Here is a 15,497-nt window from a genome sequence, read left to right as displayed (position 1 = left end):
AAGTGATGGGTAGTTCACATTAACTTATATTTGTAATAACAGTGAGAAGGAGTAGTAGTAATAGAAGCTGGTTTAGAGAGTTGACGGTCGGTGCAAGTCAATCCACGTTTCGTTATGAACTCGCCTTTGAGTTGCAGTTGTGAAACTAATAGTAGCAATTGCCGTTAATCCACGTTACGGATCTAAGCGAATGTATATTTGTACATTAATTTAGGGTGGTACCGCGGGAATCTATAACCTCTCGTCCCTTTCTAGGGATGAGAGGTTTTTTGTATTTTGGGCGGTGAAAATAAATAGAATTTCAAGGAGGGTATCTCATGAGCTTTAATCATCAAAATATTGAGAAGAAGTGGCAAGGGTACTGGGAAGAGAATAAAACATTCCGTACGCCAGATGAGACAGAAAAACCAAAATTTTATGCACTAGATATGTTCCCATATCCATCAGGTGCAGGCCTACACGTAGGACATCCAGAAGGTTATACAGCGACAGATATTTTATCTCGTATGAAGCGTATGCAAGGATATAACGTTCTTCATCCAATGGGATGGGATGCATTCGGTCTTCCAGCAGAGCAATATGCACTTGATACTGGAAACAGCCCGGCAGAATTTACAGAGCTTAATATTAATACGTTCCGTAATCAAATTAAAGCATTAGGTTTCTCTTACGATTGGGATCGTGAAGTAAATACAACAGATCCAAACTACTACAAGTGGACACAATGGATCTTCCTAAAACTATTTGAAAAAGGCTTAGCTTACGTTGATGAAGTACCTGTAAACTGGTGCCCAGCACTTGGTACAGTACTTGCAAATGAAGAAATCATTGACGGTAAGAGTGAGCGCGGTGGACATCCAGTTGAGCGTCGTCCGATGAGACAGTGGATGTTAAAAATTACAGCTTACGGAGATCGTCTATTAGAGGATCTAGATGAGCTTGATTGGCCAGAAAGCTTAAAAGATATGCAACGTAACTGGATCGGTCGTTCTGAAGGTGCAGAAGTACACTTCAACATCGATGGTACAGACGAGAAATTCACAGTTTTCACAACGCGTCCTGATACACTATTTGGTGCGAGCTACTGTGTACTTGCTCCAGAGCATGCGCTTGTTGCAGACATTACAACAGCAGAGCAAAAAGAAGCTGTAGAAGCTTACATTAACTCTGTTAAAATGAAGAGCGATTTAGAGCGTACAGAACTTGCGAAAGAGAAAACTGGTGTATTCACTGGTGCTTACGCAGTTAACCCAGTAAACGGTGAGAAATTACCAATCTGGATCGCTGATTACGTTCTTGCAACTTACGGAACAGGTGCTGTAATGGCAGTTCCAGCTCACGATGAGCGTGATTATGAATTCGCATCAGTATTCAATCTTCCAATGAAGGAAGTTGTAAAAGGCGGAGACATTACGAAAGAAGCATACACAGGTGATGGTGCACACGTAAACTCAGCATTCCTTGATGGTTTAAATAAAGAAGAAGCAATCGTAAAAATGATTGAATGGCTTGAAGTAACGAGCGCAGGAAATCAAAAAGTAACGTACCGTCTACGTGACTGGTTATTCAGCCGTCAACGTTACTGGGGTGAGCCAATTCCAGTAATCCACTGGGAAGATGGCACAATGACAGCTGTGAAAGAAGAAGAATTACCATTAGTTCTTCCGAAAACAGAAAACATCCGTCCTTCAGGTACAGGTGAATCACCACTTGCTAACATTGAAGAGTGGGTAAACGTTGTTGATCCTGAAACTGGTAAAAAAGGTCGTCGTGAAACGAATACAATGCCACAATGGGCTGGTAGCTGCTGGTATTACCTACGTTACATCGATCCAAACAATAGCGAAGCACTTGTAGATCCTGAAAAAGTAAAACAATGGCTTCCAGTTGATATTTATATCGGCGGAGCAGAGCACGCTGTACTTCACTTACTATATGCTCGTTTCTGGCATAAAGTATTATATGATATCGGTGTAGTTCCAACGAAAGAGCCGTTCCAACAATTATTCAACCAAGGTATGATTCTAGGTGAAAACAACGAGAAAATGAGTAAATCAAAAGGTAACGTTGTAAACCCTGATGATATCGTAGCAAGCCATGGTGCAGATACACTTCGTCTATACGAAATGTTCATGGGACCGTTAGATGCTTCGATTGCTTGGTCTGAAAATGGTCTTGACGGAGCTCGTCGTTTCCTAGACCGCGTATGGCGTCTATTCGTTCAAGATAATGGTGAATTAAGTGAGAAAATTACTGATGCACCAAATAAAGAGCTTGAAAAAGCTTACCACCAAACAGTGAAGAAAGTAACAGAAGACTATGCAGAGCTTCGCTTCAACACAGCGATTTCTCAAATGATGGTATTCATTAACGATGCATATAAAGCTGAAACACTTCCGAAAGAATATGTAGAAGGTTTCGTAAAAATGATTGCACCAGTTGCACCTCACATCGGGGAAGAACTATGGAGCAAACTTGGATACAATGAAACAATCACATATGCAAGCTGGCCAACATTTGATGAGTCTAAACTTGTAGAAGATGAAGTTGAAATCGTTGTTCAAATTATGGGTAAAGTTCGCGCAAAACTAACAATGAGTAAAGACGCATCAAAAGAAGAAATGGAACAACTTGCACTTGAAGCAATTCAAGACCAAATTGAAGGGAAAACAGTTCGTAAAGTAATTGTTGTTCCTGGAAAACTTGTTAACGTTGTTGCAAACTAATGTATTTTTAAAAAAGCTCAGAGCATCTATGCTCTGAGCTTTTTTGTGTAGAAAATAATTTCAGGATCTCCTTCATCTAAATTTTCAACTATTCCACTACGTACAAATCCATTCGTACTAAAAACTTTCTGCATACTATCGTTTGATTCGTTTGTCGAAGAAAAGATTTTTTGAGTAGGAGAATGACTTAACATATATGAGATTAACGAGCTTGCATAGCCGTGCCTTCTTTTCGCTGGCGAAACGATGATTAATGAGAGGAAAGTACAATCAAAGAAATTTGTATCGTATGTTAGAAAACCAGAGATAGAATTGTTCTCTTTTACAATGATGCATCTGCCCTCATTGATAGTATGTTTAATATAATCTCGTCTACTATCATCTCCGATTACATCAATATCTATATGTAAGATTGCATCTAAGTCATTGATAGAAGCCTTTGTTACGTTTTTCAATGGAAATACCTCCTAAAAAAATATTCAGTTAATTAATTTTAGCATGAAAGAAGAAAAAGGAGCGGAATTCCCATACAGACAAACACCTATTTTTCTATAGGAAATATGATAAAAAAGGTAGGCTAAATTGAGTAGAAGAGGTGAAAGGAATGAAAGGGATGGACAATAATGCACCACATGGTTTCTTCGGAGGCGAATCGGACAGTTATACACAAATGATGTTAATGGGAGGAGCTGGCCAACAAGGGTACGGTGGAATTCCGAGCTGGATGGGAGGGGCTGGCCAACAAGGATACGGTGGAATTCCGAGCTGGATGGGTGGAGCAGCAGGAGGATTCCCAACATCGGTAGCTGGCATGCAAACTGGAATGCCTACATCAATGGGGGGATTTTCGACATCAGGGGCTGGAATGCCTACAGTAACAGGAGGATTTCCGACATCAGTAGCTGGCGTACAGACAGGATTTCCAGTAGGAGCACCAACTACATTTCCTTCTTTCGTTGGAGGAGTGCAGACCGGATTTCCGGTACCGGGAGTAGGTGTTGTAGCTGGAGGAATAGGTGGGTATCCGCAAGTTGTTCACGGTCATCATGGACATCACCACCATCAAGGTCAACACGGTCATCATGGACACCATCATCACCAAGGCCAACATGGCCATCATGGACACCATCATCACCAAGGTCAACACGGTCATCATGGACACCATCATCACCAAGGTCAACACGGTCATCATGGACACCATCATCATCAAGGTCAACACGGTCATCATGGACACCATCATCATCAAGGCCAACACGGTCACCATGGTCATCAACAACAAGTACATCACCACGGTCACCACCACATTCATCCGCAAGCTGTTCTTTATCAAACGCACCAAGGCCAGCACGGTCATCAAGGTCATCAAGGTCACCACGGTCAGCACGGTCATCATGATCAGCACGGTCACCATGGTCATCAACAACAAGTACATCACCACGGTCATCACGGTCATCAAGGTCAACACGGTCACCAAGGCCAACACGGTCAACATGGCCAGCAGGGTCAACAACACCCACAATATCAGCAATATCAACAACAGCAACAATCTTCTCCTTGGGCAGGTGGAATTGGAACGGGAGCAGCAGGAGCAGCGGCAGGAGCAGCTAGCATTAGTGGAGCAGCAGGACACGCGGGACACGTGGGTCATTAATGAATCGCAGGAAAAAAGACATAATAAAAAACTGCTAGGAAATCCTAGCAGTTTTTTTCAGCTTCTTTGCGCTGACGTTCGATTTCAGCACGAAGTTGTGGTTCTGGTGCTTGCCAGCCTTCTGGTTTTAGAATTTTGCCGTCACCTTCACGGAATCGAGGTTTTCCATCAGGGAATAGTTTTGCCATGTTTGCGTTATTTACAATTTCGAATCCTTTATCAGGACGTACGCCCATTTCGGCAAACGTTCCGAATGCAAAGTAAATAAGGTCAATTAGTGCATCATATTGATCTTCAACAGTCGTCGCTTCTAGAAATTCTTCTAGCTCTTCTTGCATAAAACTTGCACGGATTTTTGCACGCTCTTCTGTTAGTTTTGTTGGAGTATTTGTCACAGGATGTCCGAACTCTTCATGCATTTTTGCAACAAGTTCGTACCCTTTATCTAAACCTTTTTCGTTTGTCATGTTGTTTCATCCTTTCTCGCTTTGTCCGAATCTCATTGTAACATAGGGTGATTATGAAATGAAAAGGGACTGTTCAAAAGTTTCATCTTTTAGTTAAGATAGCGATAGTGAAAGATTATATCGACTTAATGACAAAACCCGTTAAAAAAGAAAGCCATCCCGCAATACTCTTGGGACAGCCCTGCTCGTTATTTTTCTTCTTTTATTAAAATGGATAAAATAAGATCGATGCCAAACATACCAACGAGCAACATTGGTATAACGACAAGTAAATAACGTGTGAAGGAAACATTTTTTAAGTATGTATGAGCAAATAAAAAGACGCCGAGAAATAAAATACCATTTAAAATAGGCTTTACTAATTTTTTAGACATAAGCTCCCCCATAAATATCTTCTCTCTCTATCTAAAATAAAAACTCCTCTATCCGTTGTATCATGCTGGAGAGAGGAGTTCAATCATTTCTCATTCGATTACACCAGAATTTGTAATATTAACGGTGTATTTTACTTTAATTGGCACATCTTTGTACATTTTTCGCCACTCTTCTAATTTAAATGGACGATAATGTTGTCTATATTTTGCTCCAAGTCCAAGAGGGTCAACATTTAAGGATTTAAACTGTTTAATTAGTTTTGTAGCTTTTGCATCTAACTGTTTCTCAACCGCTTTCGCTATTTTTTGCGTGTTCTTTTTATTTTCTAAGTTGAATTTTCGAGATAATTCTTGAATACGAGCTTCCATTTTCACATGAATATAGAAAGACGGTTTTCCATTTTTTATAGTTACTTCGTAGGTAGGAACGGAACGGATGTTATTAATCATTGCATAGCCAGGATTGGTTTTAAATTCATGTGAATCTAGGCGGTGCTTTTCTAGCAGTCCTTTGAAAACAAACATATCGTGGTACTTAATTGTGCCGACTAACTTATCCTTTTTCAAGAGACCGATACCAGTAATCTTTATTTTATCTCCATGTTTTTTTAGGATAGGCATATAGGAATCCTGTCCTTCACGGTAGTACCTGAAGGCGCCTAAATACAAATTGTCAGTTGGCAAAGGCCCAGTGTCCATATTATGTTCTAACATTTTTTTTATATAAATCGCAACATTGTAAGAGGTACTATATTTTCCTTTAAATAGTTCAGTACCACTGCCTTCTAATAGTCCAACATACAGTGAGTTACCAATATTCACATCTCGAATCAATGTATCAAAGGAAGTTGATAATCCTTTTTTAGCAATCTTTGTTGTGAATAAGGCAACACGCATTTGACCGCTTGCGAACGGTTGCGAAGATTCTAAAGATGTATCTGCCTTTACTTGTTTTACTGCGTTTCCTGTTCCTTCATAGACTTGAACTTTATTTCCCTTTTTTTGTACGGGGCAAACGAATGTAACTTTTACTTTATTATCTTTTGCTGTATCGAAGGCAGTTCCTTGAATGAGCTGAACATCATCAATAATATTTTTTTGTAAACAACCAGTTAGACTGAAGACACTGATGCAAATAAGAAGTATTAATTTTCTTTTGATTTTTTCCATTGTTTTTTCACCCACACAATAATAAATAGAATTGGGATGTATACATAGATAAGCCAAAAACTAACTTTAGATACATTGCTAATAAAATCATTAATATCATGCCTGTTCGTTAGAAGTTGTGAAACAACTAAGGTGATAAGCATAAATGCGATTAAAATACCTCGTTGCTTCACACGAAAGATTTCATGCGTTCCTCTAGTTGCGGCCCATAAAGGTAGGATAAAGCTGGTAATAATAACGAGAGCATAACCAGAAATAGCAATATACTCAAGTCGCTCAATAAAAGGAAGCTTAATAACTTGTGTCATGGACAGTTGAGACCAGATTGTTTTGAGTAGTTGTTTTTCGCTAAAGAATGTAAAAGCGAGAATGGTACTAAACAAATATAGAATATTGGAAAATAATGCCCCGTATTGTGCGAATTTATGGGATTTCTCTGGCTCTTTAACAAATGGATAAATCATCAGGAAAATTTCAAATCCTGTCATGCTATAAATAGATAGTTGAGCTGCTTTCAAAATATCGGTAAAAGAATGTGAAAATATTGGAAGTAAGTTATCCCAATGTGAGAATTTTAAAATGAAAAGGCTTAGAAAAAGATAACCTAATGTCCCACCAACAGAAATAACACAAATTCCTGCAATAACGCGAAAACCTGATGAAATAATGTAATAACTTATTAAACATAAAAAGAATGTGAGCATCCAGGTGGATGCACTAGGAAACATCCACACTTGAATGATTTCGACATAAGTTCTAACAACAGAAATGCTTACAATAAAAAAATAAATCATAAAAAGGATACTAATACCATTTCCAATCCATTTTCCAAAAAGTTGTTTGTGTAAATCAATTAAGTTTCCCTCTACATTTTTTAATGAATAATACATCATCCAGATGAGAATATGAATAATGATTCCTGTGAGGAGAACCCCCATCCAGCCGTCGTATCCAGCAGCTTTTGCAATAATTCGAGCGAACCCGAGAACACCAGCACCAAACTGTGCACTGTGAATTAAGAAGAAAACAAAGATAGGAGATATTTGATATTTTTCTTGAACTTTACTCATCAATGCACCTCATTTCTTACTCATCGAAGTCTGATCTATGTTTTGTTGAAATTCCTTTTGCTGCTTTTTTTACATGTTGTGGTCTTGCTTGTACATCTCTTGTATCAATCATTGTTAAAGGAAAACGAATCCAAGAATCCTTAACGGATTGTTGTCTTGTCGGATAAAACAAAGCGTACGGTTTACGTAAGGAAGTAAGCCTGAATAGATGAGTAAATAAAAAGATAAATCCAAGAGAAATCCCGAAGAGCCCTCCTATTTCTGCGAATGCTAGAAACGGAAAACGTAGTAATCGAACTGCATTACCCATTTTATAAATAGGTGTAATAAAGGAAGCAAGTGCTGATAAGGCAACGATAATTAATAAAATGTTACTCGTTAAACCAGCTTGTACAGATGCTTGTCCGATTACGATACCGCCTACAATACCGAGTGTTTGACCAACTTTCATCGGTAACCTCGCGCCAGCCTCTCTTAATAAATCGATTGCGAGTTCTAAAAAGAGTGCTTCAATTAAAGGTGGGAACGGTACTTGCGCCCTTGATAAAATCAAAGTTTCAAGTAAATCACTCGGAATGAGTTCATAATGATAATTTAAAACTGCAACATATAAAGGTGTAGCACAGATTGAAAATAGAACAGCGATAAGGCGTAAAATGCGTGAAAATGTAGCGTATAACCAAGAGACGTTATAGTCTTCTGGTGAAATGAAAAAATCGAAATAGGATACAGGTGTTAGTAAAACGCTTGGAGAACCATCCACAAAAATAGCAATTTTCCCATCAATGAGTGCTTTTGTCACTCTATCAGTACGTTCTGTATTGATATAGAGAGGGAAAATCGACTTTTCACCCATTAGTTCTTGTATATAAGCACTATCATTAATTTGATCATATTCAAGAGCACGTAATGACTCCTCGAGAAAATCTACATTATCTTTTTCGGCGAGGTTGTCTAAATACATCATGACAACTTTCGTTTTGGAAAATTCGCCGACAATCATTTCTTTTGTTTGTAAATCTAAAACAGGAAGGCGTTTTCGTACTAAATTAATATTCGTATCAATAGCTTCTACAAAGCCTTCTTGTGGACCGATAACTGTTGATTCATTTAATGGAGGGCTTGGTGCCCGGTAAGTATCAATTGCAATGTTTGCAAGCATACACTTTTGATCTTGCTGATTCAATTGAATAATCGCATGTCCCTTTAAAACCATGTCCTCAATTTTTTGTAAGTCGTTCGTAATTGTAATACCACTCATCGGAATATGTTCTTTTAGCTCTTCTAATGAAGTACAAGGTCGTTCTAACAGAATAGGCATTAAATATTTCTGTAATTTCTCTCCATCAAGTGAAGGACGATAGTAAGAAATCCAATAAGGCATCGTTTCATCATCAGATGTGTGATAATTAACAAAATCACTAGACTGTTTAAGCTTTGCTATTAAATCTTGTAGAGAATGAATACGGTCTTTTTCTGGTTTCGTAAAATCATAAATACTATTATTTCCAGAGTTTTGCTGTTTATCTTGAGATGAGTTATCTTGCTTAGAGCTTTGCTGTTGATCTTGGGCCGAGTTGTCTTGTTTAGAATTTTGTTGCTGATTCTGATCCGAGTCGTTTTGCTTAGAGTGTTGTTGCTGATTCTGATCGGAGTCGTTTTGTTTAGAGTGTTGCTGATTCTGATCCGAGTCGTTTTGTTTAGAGTGTTGTTGATTCTGATTCGAGTCGTCTTGTTTAGAATTTTGTTGTTGATTCTGATCCGAGCCGTTTTGCTTAGAGTGTTGTTGTTGATTCTGATCCGGGTCGTTTTGTTTAGAGTGTTGCTGATTCTGATCGGAGTCGTTTTGTTTAGAGTGTTGTTGATTCTGATTCGAGTCGTCTTGTTTAGAATTTTGTTGTTGATTCTGATCCGAGCCGTTTTGCTTAGAGTGTTGTTGTTGATTCTGATCCGGGTCGTTTTGCTTAGAGTGTTGTTGTTGATTCTGATCGGAGTCGTCTTGTTTAGAATTTTGTTGTTGCTGCGGATCCTGAGAAGGCTCTTTGTGTTCCTCTTTTTTTTGTTCGCTATTGCTATCTTTATTATGTTTCATACTTCTAGTCTGTTCTTTGTTATCATCCTCTTGATTGTTAGGCTGTTGCTCCGAGTTATCTGTTTCGTTTTTCTCTGTCGTATTTGATTTTTTTTTCTTACGTAGCCAATTCCAGATCATATGTATGCCCTCTTTGATTGTGTAATATAGTGCTATTTTGTGGCTAATTTTGTATATTATTCATTTATTTATGAAAAGAAGGAGGAGAATGGTTTGCATAGAAAAAATCCTTTAGTAAGCAGTTCATACTATGACGGGAAGAGGGCGAGTCTGTGCAATTTGTAAAAAAAGAAAAATTTGTTTTAAGAGAGTTTACGTTTGAAAATGGTAGGGGAATTCCTGTTCAAATGGGGTATGAGACGTATGGTACTTTAAATAGAGAAAGGTCAAATGCAATTTTGGTATGCCATTATTTTAGTGCAACGAGTCACGCGGCAGGAAAATATACAGCGCATGATGGGGAGTCTGGTTGGTGGGATGGTTTAATTGGGCCGGGAAAAGCAATTGATACAAATAAATATTTTGTTATATGCACTGATAATCTTTGTAATGTACAGGTGAAGAACCCTTATGTGTTTACAACGGGACCGAAATCGATTCATCCGAAAACTGGAGATGAATATGCGATGGATTTTCCGGTTTTTACATTTCTTGATGTAGCTCGTATGCAATATGAGTTAATAAAAGATATGGGAATCTCAAGGTTACATGCTGTAATGGGACCGTCAGCTGGTGGGATGATTGCGCAGCAATGGGCTGTTCATTATCCTCATATGGTAGAGCGGATGATTGGTGTTATTACGAACCCGCAAAATCCAATTATTACGTCGGTAAATGTAGCACAAAATGCAATTGAGGCTATTCAACTGGATCCAAGTTGGAAGGGCGGAAAATATGGAGAAGAGCAGCCAATGAAGGGACTTCATTTAGCAAATAGAATGATGTTTATGAACGCATTTGATGAGCATTTTTATGAAACAAAATTCCCTCGTAATAGTATAGAAGTAGAACCTTATGAAAAGTTTTCGATATTAACATCATTTGAGAAAGAAATAAATAAAGTGACATATAGAAGTATAGAGTTAGTAGATGCAAATTCGTGGATATACACTGCGAAAGCAGTTTTATTACATGATATTGCGCATGGATTTTCGTCTTTAGAAGAGGCACTGTCTAACATAGAAGCAAATGTACTTATGATTCCGTGCAAACAAGATTTGCTTCAGCCGTCACGTTATAATTATAAAATGGTAGACATTTTGCAAAAACAAGGGAAGTATGCGGAAGTGTATGAGATAGAAAGTATAAATGGGCATATGGCGGGAGCATTTGATATTCATTTATTTGAAAAGAAAGTTTATGAATTTTTAAATCGGAAAGTATCTAGTTTGGTGTAGAGAATAAATGGTGTGAAAAAGGTGCGATGTATGTAGTAGGCACCTTTTTTTACATGATTTGTAGACGGAAAATATAAGTGGCAATTGCTATACCGAAGAATGCGATACTAAGCAATAGAAATAAGAATGACATTTCTTGTGGTGATTTTATCTTTTTATTATTCTTCATACTAAGTGCAATAATTGCGGCGATTAAGAAAATGATGCCCGTAATGAAAAGAAAAAGTGTCATTTTCATTGGCTCCTTTCATAAAACAAGTATATTGAGGATACAATGCACGAGTTATGTTTGTAAAGAATAAGTTTTGCAGGAAAATTGAGAAATAAAATTTCCAATCTTTGCGTTCTTTCTTTCGCATGCTAAAATTGATGAGAAATGGTTGTTTAAAGAAGAGATTAAAGGTTTTATTGTATATAAGGAGGAACGACATATGACAGAAGTTAAAATAATTACTACAGAAGAAGTGCAAGAGCGTTTAGAAAGTGGAGAAACGTTATTTTTAGTAGACGTAAGGGAAGATGAAGAAGTAGCAGCAGGGAAAATTCCAGAAGCTGTACATATTAAAATGGGTGATATCCCAAATAAAGTAGATTTCTTTGATAAAGAGAATGAATATATCTTTATTTGTCGCTCGGGAATGCGCAGTGAAAATGTATGCCATTATTTAAATGAGCAAGGATTTAAAACAATGAACATGGTTGGCGGTATGCTTCAATATGAAGGTGAAACGAAATAAGTAGCTAAAAAACTTGAAACGTGTTTGTTTCAAGTTTTTTTCTTTTGCATACAGTGTACAAAAGGGGGATAGGTAAATGGGGATTAACTTGCGGAAAGTAAAAATTATTAATAATACAGGGGCTGTTAATGTTGGTGACTGTTATGATATCTCACCTTTAGCTGTAGCGAAAATATATGCAGGTGCTGGAGGATCGAGTGCAGCTATTTTTTTAAATGGGAAAAGACAGTCAGAAGCAGTGATTAGAACATCAGTGTTTCTTCCGCCATTAGCAACGAGTACACGTACATTAGGTTCATAGAGGAAAGGTAGAGTGTAATTATGCCTGCTCGTATAAAAGAGTTTATTATTGTGAATAACACTGGGAATATATTTACCGGTGATAATTTGAGTGATACGTCCTTTACTGCTACGAAATCGTATAGTGGTTCAATGGGGTGTACTTGGATTGATGTTGTTACAGTAATAGGAACGGAGACAAAGCTTTGTTTACAGCCTGGAGATTCGGTGACGACAACATATACACGAGGTACTCCGGCTGGTACTGTAACAGGAACAAATATGGGGCAAGGTACAAATGTATCGGGTATAGCACAAGCCGTCCCAAATACAGATAATTTGGATTCAACTGCTGGACTCCCTTAAAGAATTAAGGGAGTTTTTATTATTTCAAATAAAAATAGTCTTGGAGATTGTTTTTGTAAATACACATTAAGAAGAGGTTTGTTTAATGTAAAAAAGATAGTGTGTAGGTGGTGAAAGTGTGAGAGAGCGCGATAAACAAAATTCATTAAACTCTAATTTCAGAATTTCACCAAATCTTATTGGGCCTACCTTTCCTCCCGTTCCAACGGGATTTACTGGTATTGGGATTACTGGTCCAACCGGCCCGCAAGGTCCGACTGGACCACAAGGACCAAGGGGATTTCAAGGTCCGATGGGAGAGAGGGGCCCGACAGGACCTCAAGGAGTGCAAGGGATTCAAGGGCCAGTTGGACCAATGGGGGCAACAGGACCAGAAGGACAGCAGGGGCCACAAGGATTGAGGGGACCAAAAGGAGAAACGGGAGCGACAGGACCAGAAGGAGTGCAAGGGTTACAAGGTCCGATTGGTCCGACCGGAGCGACTGGGGCACAAGGTATACAGGGGATACAGGGGTTACAGGGGCCGATTGGAGCTACCGGGCCAGAGGGACCTCAAGGAATTCAAGGAGTGCAAGGGTTACCGGGAGCAACAGGTCCACAAGGAATACAAGGAGCGCAAGGGATACAAGGCCCACAAGGACCGAGTGGAAGTGCGGGGACAACAGGAGCAACTGGTCAAGGGGTTACAGGCCCAACTGGAATAACAGGTCCAACAGGGATAACGGGTCCATCTGGAGGACCACCAGGTCCGACAGGGGCAACTGGTGCGACAGGTCCAGGAGGTGGACCGAGTGGAAGTACAGGTGCGACGGGAGCAACGGGAAATACAGGGGTAACAGGAAGTACAGGTGTAACTGGAGTAACGGGAAATACAGGACCGACTGGAAGTACAGGAGAAACAGGAGTACAGGGATTGCAAGGAATACAAGGGGTTCAAGGGCAAATTGGACCAACAGGTCCAGAAGGTCCGCAAGGTATTCAAGGTATTCCGGGTCCGACGGGCATAACTGGTGAACAAGGAATACAAGGAGTTCAGGGAATTCAAGGGATAACAGGGGCAACTGGAGATCAAGGTCCGCAAGGTATACAGGGGGCTATTGGACCACAAGGTGTGACCGGAGCAACTGGTGATCAAGGTCCACAAGGAATTCAAGGGGTACCAGGTCCAACAGGAGAAACGGGACCACAAGGAGTTCAAGGGATTCAAGGCCCGATGGGTGAGATCGGACCAACAGGACCAGAAGGACCAGAAGGACTTCAAGGTCCGCAAGGAATACAAGGGGTGCCAGGACCAGCTGGAGCAACCGGTCCAGAGGGTCCGCAAGGTATACAGGGAATTCAAGGGCCAATAGGAGCAACCGGTCCAGAAGGTCAACAAGGAATTCAAGGAATTCAAGGGGTTCAAGGTGTAACAGGAGCAACAGGAGCACAAGGAGCAACTGGAATTCAAGGTGTACAAGGGAATATAGGTGCAACAGGTCCAGAGGGCCCGCAAGGAGTGCAAGGTACTCAAGGGGAAATAGGCCCAACAGGTCCAATGGGAGCACAGGGCGTGCAAGGTATTCAAGGAATTCAAGGTCCAACGGGTGCGCAAGGAGTGCAGGGGCCACAGGGAATTCAAGGGGGCCAAGGTCCGACGGGAGCAACAGGAGATACGGGCGTAACTGGTGCGACAGGGGAAGGAACTACAGGCCCAACTGGAGTAACCGGTCCAACAGGGGTAACTGGTCCTTCTGGAGGACCAGCAGGACCGAGTGGTCCAACGGGGCCATCAGGTCCGACGGGAGTGACAGGTCCATCCGGTGGACCACCTGGACCGACAGGAGCAACCGGGGAGACAGGAGCAACTGGAGATACCGGGGCGACAGGCTCAACTGGAGTGACAGGAGCGACAGGAGAAACAGGAGCAACTGGGGTGACGGGCTTACAGGGACCCCAAGGAATTCAAGGTGTGCAAGGAATCCAAGGTCCAACAGGCGCGCAAGGAGTGCAAGGGCCTCAAGGGATACAAGGAGTAACGGGAGCAACAGGAGATCAAGGTCCACAGGGAATCCAGGGTCCGCAAGGAATTCAAGGTCCAACCGGTCCACAAGGAATTCAAGGAGATCAAGGCCCCCAAGGAATCCAAGGTGTGACAGGGGCAACCGGAGCACAAGGTCCGCAGGGAATTCAGGGGATACAAGGGGTGCAAGGTCCGACTGGTCCACAAGGCCCAACCGGAATTCAAGGTGTTCAAGGAGAAATAGGGCCAACCGGTCCGCAAGGCGTGCAAGGATTGCAAGGTCCACAAGGCCCAACAGGGGATACTGGGGCAACCGGAGCACAAGGCCCGCAAGGAATTCAAGGAATTCAAGGAATTCAAGGTCCACAAGGCCCAACGGGATCCACTGGAGAAACCGGAGCGACAGGTCCTCAAGGGATTCAAGGCCCCCAAGGAATCCAAGGTCCAACGGGAGTAACAGGCTCCCAAGGCCCAACAGGGTCCACTGGTCCAACCGGTTCGCAAGGAATTCAAGGTCCAACAGGCCCAACTGGAGCGGGAGCAACCGGGGCCACGGGAGCAACGGGTGTGACCGGAGTTAGTACAACTGCAACGTACTCATTTGCAAATAATACATCAGGAAGTGCTATTTCTGTTCTGTTAGGTGGTACGAATGTACCGTTACCGAACAATCAAAATATTGGACCAGGGATCACTGTTAACGGTACGAATACTGTATTCACAGTTGCGAATGCAGGGAATTATTATATAGCTTATACAATTAATATAACGGCAGCTTTACTCGTAAGTTCACGTATAACTGTAAACGGGGTTCAACTTGCAGGAACCGTTAATTCACCAGCAGTAGCTACAGGTTCGTTTAATGCGACAATCATTGCTAATTTGCCTGCTGGAGCCGCTATTAGTCTGCAGTTATTTGGATTACTTGCAATAGCTACATTATCTACGACAACACCAGGAGCTACGCTAACTATTATTAGGTTAAGTTAATAGGGAGAAAACCTTGGGGCTTTTATGCTTCAAGGTTTTTTATCTCGCATTAATTGCCCGTAAAAGCCCGATTGGTGAGGGCTGATTAAAGTTTCACTTTATCTAGTTATTTGTAGGTAGTCTAATTGGTTAGGAAAGTTTCACTTTATTCACTTGAGCAAAAACATCGCAGTTCG

Annotated in this window: 14 protein-coding genes and 1 other annotated feature; of the genes, 7 read left to right on the top strand and 7 right to left on the bottom strand. The window is 40.8% G+C overall.

What is annotated here, in order from left to right; genetic code table 11:
• Nucleotides 1-32 precede the first annotated feature (32 nt).
• Nucleotides 33-252 (top strand) — a binding site (T-box leader).
• Nucleotides 253-317: 65 nt separating this feature from the next.
• Nucleotides 318-2,726 carry a leucine--tRNA ligase gene (leuS, locus tag NHG49_RS24005; protein ID WP_064474518.1) on the top strand — a complete coding sequence of 803 codons (2,409 nt, stop codon included), beginning with the start codon at nucleotides 318-320 and terminating at the stop codon, nucleotides 2,724-2,726.
• Between the two features lie 26 nt (nucleotides 2,727-2,752).
• Here the strand turns inward: leuS and NHG49_RS24000 are convergent, their stop codons facing one another.
• Nucleotides 2,753-3,181 carry a GNAT family N-acetyltransferase gene (locus tag NHG49_RS24000; RefSeq protein ID WP_064474519.1) on the bottom strand — a complete coding sequence of 143 codons (429 nt, stop codon included), beginning with the start codon at nucleotides 3,179-3,181 and terminating at the stop codon, nucleotides 2,753-2,755.
• A gap of 140 nt (nucleotides 3,182-3,321) precedes the next feature.
• Between NHG49_RS24000 and NHG49_RS23995 the strand changes: the two genes are divergently transcribed.
• Nucleotides 3,322-4,377 carry a hypothetical protein gene (locus NHG49_RS23995; RefSeq protein ID WP_258126599.1) on the top strand — a complete coding sequence of 352 codons (1,056 nt, stop codon included), beginning with the start codon at nucleotides 3,322-3,324 and terminating at the stop codon, nucleotides 4,375-4,377.
• A 44-nt stretch (nucleotides 4,378-4,421) separates the two neighbouring features.
• Here the strand turns inward: NHG49_RS23995 and NHG49_RS23990 are convergent, their stop codons facing one another.
• The 5 genes from NHG49_RS23990 to NHG49_RS23970 all read right to left on the bottom strand — a co-directional run bounded on the left by NHG49_RS23990 (nucleotide 4,422) and on the right by NHG49_RS23970 (nucleotide 9,670).
• Nucleotides 4,422-4,844: a pyrophosphohydrolase domain-containing protein gene (locus tag NHG49_RS23990; protein WP_048562049.1), complete on the bottom strand. Its 423-nt coding sequence runs from the start codon at nucleotides 4,842-4,844 to the stop codon at nucleotides 4,422-4,424.
• A gap of 188 nt (nucleotides 4,845-5,032) precedes the next feature.
• On the bottom strand, nucleotides 5,033-5,218 hold the full coding sequence (locus NHG49_RS23985) for a hypothetical protein (RefSeq protein ID WP_000038782.1): 186 nt from the start codon (nucleotides 5,216-5,218) through the stop codon (nucleotides 5,033-5,035).
• A gap of 90 nt (nucleotides 5,219-5,308) precedes the next feature.
• Complete coding sequence (locus NHG49_RS23980; RefSeq protein WP_088047661.1) at nucleotides 5,309-6,388, bottom strand: Ger(x)C family spore germination protein; 1,080 nt, start codon at nucleotides 6,386-6,388, stop codon at nucleotides 5,309-5,311.
• Nucleotides 6,364-7,458 (bottom strand): spore germination protein, encoded by a 1,095-nt coding sequence (locus NHG49_RS23975; RefSeq protein ID WP_064474522.1) that lies wholly within the window; start codon nucleotides 7,456-7,458, stop codon nucleotides 6,364-6,366. The genes NHG49_RS23980 and NHG49_RS23975 overlap by 25 nt, the downstream gene beginning before the upstream one ends.
• Before the next feature lie 16 nt (nucleotides 7,459-7,474).
• On the bottom strand, nucleotides 7,475-9,670 hold the full coding sequence (locus NHG49_RS23970) for a spore germination protein (RefSeq protein ID WP_258126598.1): 2,196 nt from the start codon (nucleotides 9,668-9,670) through the stop codon (nucleotides 7,475-7,477).
• Nucleotides 9,671-9,822: 152 nt separating this feature from the next.
• Here NHG49_RS23970 and NHG49_RS23965 point away from each other — a divergent pair, with 152 nt between their 5' ends.
• Nucleotides 9,823-10,947 carry a homoserine O-acetyltransferase family protein gene (locus tag NHG49_RS23965; protein ID WP_258126596.1) on the top strand — a complete coding sequence of 375 codons (1,125 nt, stop codon included), beginning with the start codon at nucleotides 9,823-9,825 and terminating at the stop codon, nucleotides 10,945-10,947.
• 49 nt (nucleotides 10,948-10,996) lie between these two features.
• On the opposite strand, the gene NHG49_RS23960 is transcribed toward NHG49_RS23965, so the two are convergent.
• The gene (locus tag NHG49_RS23960) at nucleotides 10,997-11,179 is read right to left on the bottom strand and encodes a hypothetical protein (RefSeq protein ID WP_000171896.1); all 183 of its coding nucleotides are present in this window, start codon (nucleotides 11,177-11,179) and stop codon (nucleotides 10,997-10,999) included.
• A 199-nt stretch (nucleotides 11,180-11,378) separates the two neighbouring features.
• On the opposite strand from NHG49_RS23960, the gene NHG49_RS23955 reads away from it, so the two are divergent.
• From NHG49_RS23955 to NHG49_RS23940, 4 genes are all read left to right on the top strand, one after another.
• Complete coding sequence (locus NHG49_RS23955; RefSeq protein ID WP_064474524.1) at nucleotides 11,379-11,684, top strand: rhodanese-like domain-containing protein; 306 nt, start codon at nucleotides 11,379-11,381, stop codon at nucleotides 11,682-11,684.
• A gap of 76 nt (nucleotides 11,685-11,760) precedes the next feature.
• The gene (locus NHG49_RS23950) at nucleotides 11,761-11,985 is read left to right on the top strand and encodes a spore germination protein (RefSeq protein ID WP_064474525.1); all 225 of its coding nucleotides are present in this window, start codon (nucleotides 11,761-11,763) and stop codon (nucleotides 11,983-11,985) included.
• A gap of 20 nt (nucleotides 11,986-12,005) precedes the next feature.
• Nucleotides 12,006-12,329 (top strand): hypothetical protein, encoded by a 324-nt coding sequence (locus NHG49_RS23945; protein ID WP_064474526.1) that lies wholly within the window; start codon nucleotides 12,006-12,008, stop codon nucleotides 12,327-12,329.
• 118 nt (nucleotides 12,330-12,447) lie between these two features.
• Nucleotides 12,448-15,321, top strand: a complete 2,874-nt coding sequence (locus NHG49_RS23940) for a BclA-related collagen-like exosporium protein (RefSeq protein ID WP_258126594.1) — start codon at nucleotides 12,448-12,450, stop codon at nucleotides 15,319-15,321.
• The last annotated feature ends 176 nt before the right edge of the window (nucleotides 15,322-15,497 follow it).

The organism is Bacillus sp. IBL03825, from assembly GCF_024712505.1.
GTDB lineage: Bacteria > Bacillota > Bacilli > Bacillales > Bacillaceae_G > Bacillus_A > Bacillus_A wiedmannii.
Note: the sequence above shows the minus strand (reverse complement) of the source record. Positions and strands in the feature narration are given on the sequence as shown.

Excerpts from the sequence above, each read along its gene's own strand:
- leuS (WP_064474518.1), top strand. The coding sequence starts at position 318 with ATGAGCTTTAATCATCAAAATATTGAGAAGAAGTGGCAAGGGTACTGG.
- NHG49_RS23990 (WP_048562049.1), bottom strand. The coding sequence starts at position 4,844 with ATGACAAACGAAAAAGGTTTAGATAAAGGGTACGAACTTGTTGCAAAA.
- NHG49_RS23985 (WP_000038782.1), bottom strand. The coding sequence starts at position 5,218 with ATGTCTAAAAAATTAGTAAAGCCTATTTTAAATGGTATTTTATTTCTC.
- NHG49_RS23980 (WP_088047661.1), bottom strand. The coding sequence starts at position 6,388 with ATGGAAAAAATCAAAAGAAAATTAATACTTCTTATTTGCATCAGTGTC.
- NHG49_RS23975 (WP_064474522.1), bottom strand. The coding sequence starts at position 7,458 with ATGAGTAAAGTTCAAGAAAAATATCAAATATCTCCTATCTTTGTTTTC.
- NHG49_RS23970 (WP_258126598.1), bottom strand. The coding sequence starts at position 9,670 with ATGATCTGGAATTGGCTACGTAAGAAAAAAAAATCAAATACGACAGAG.
- NHG49_RS23960 (WP_000171896.1), bottom strand. The coding sequence starts at position 11,179 with ATGACACTTTTTCTTTTCATTACGGGCATCATTTTCTTAATCGCCGCA.
- NHG49_RS23955 (WP_064474524.1), top strand. The coding sequence starts at position 11,379 with ATGACAGAAGTTAAAATAATTACTACAGAAGAAGTGCAAGAGCGTTTA.
- NHG49_RS23950 (WP_064474525.1), top strand. The coding sequence starts at position 11,761 with ATGGGGATTAACTTGCGGAAAGTAAAAATTATTAATAATACAGGGGCT.
- NHG49_RS23945 (WP_064474526.1), top strand. The coding sequence starts at position 12,006 with ATGCCTGCTCGTATAAAAGAGTTTATTATTGTGAATAACACTGGGAAT.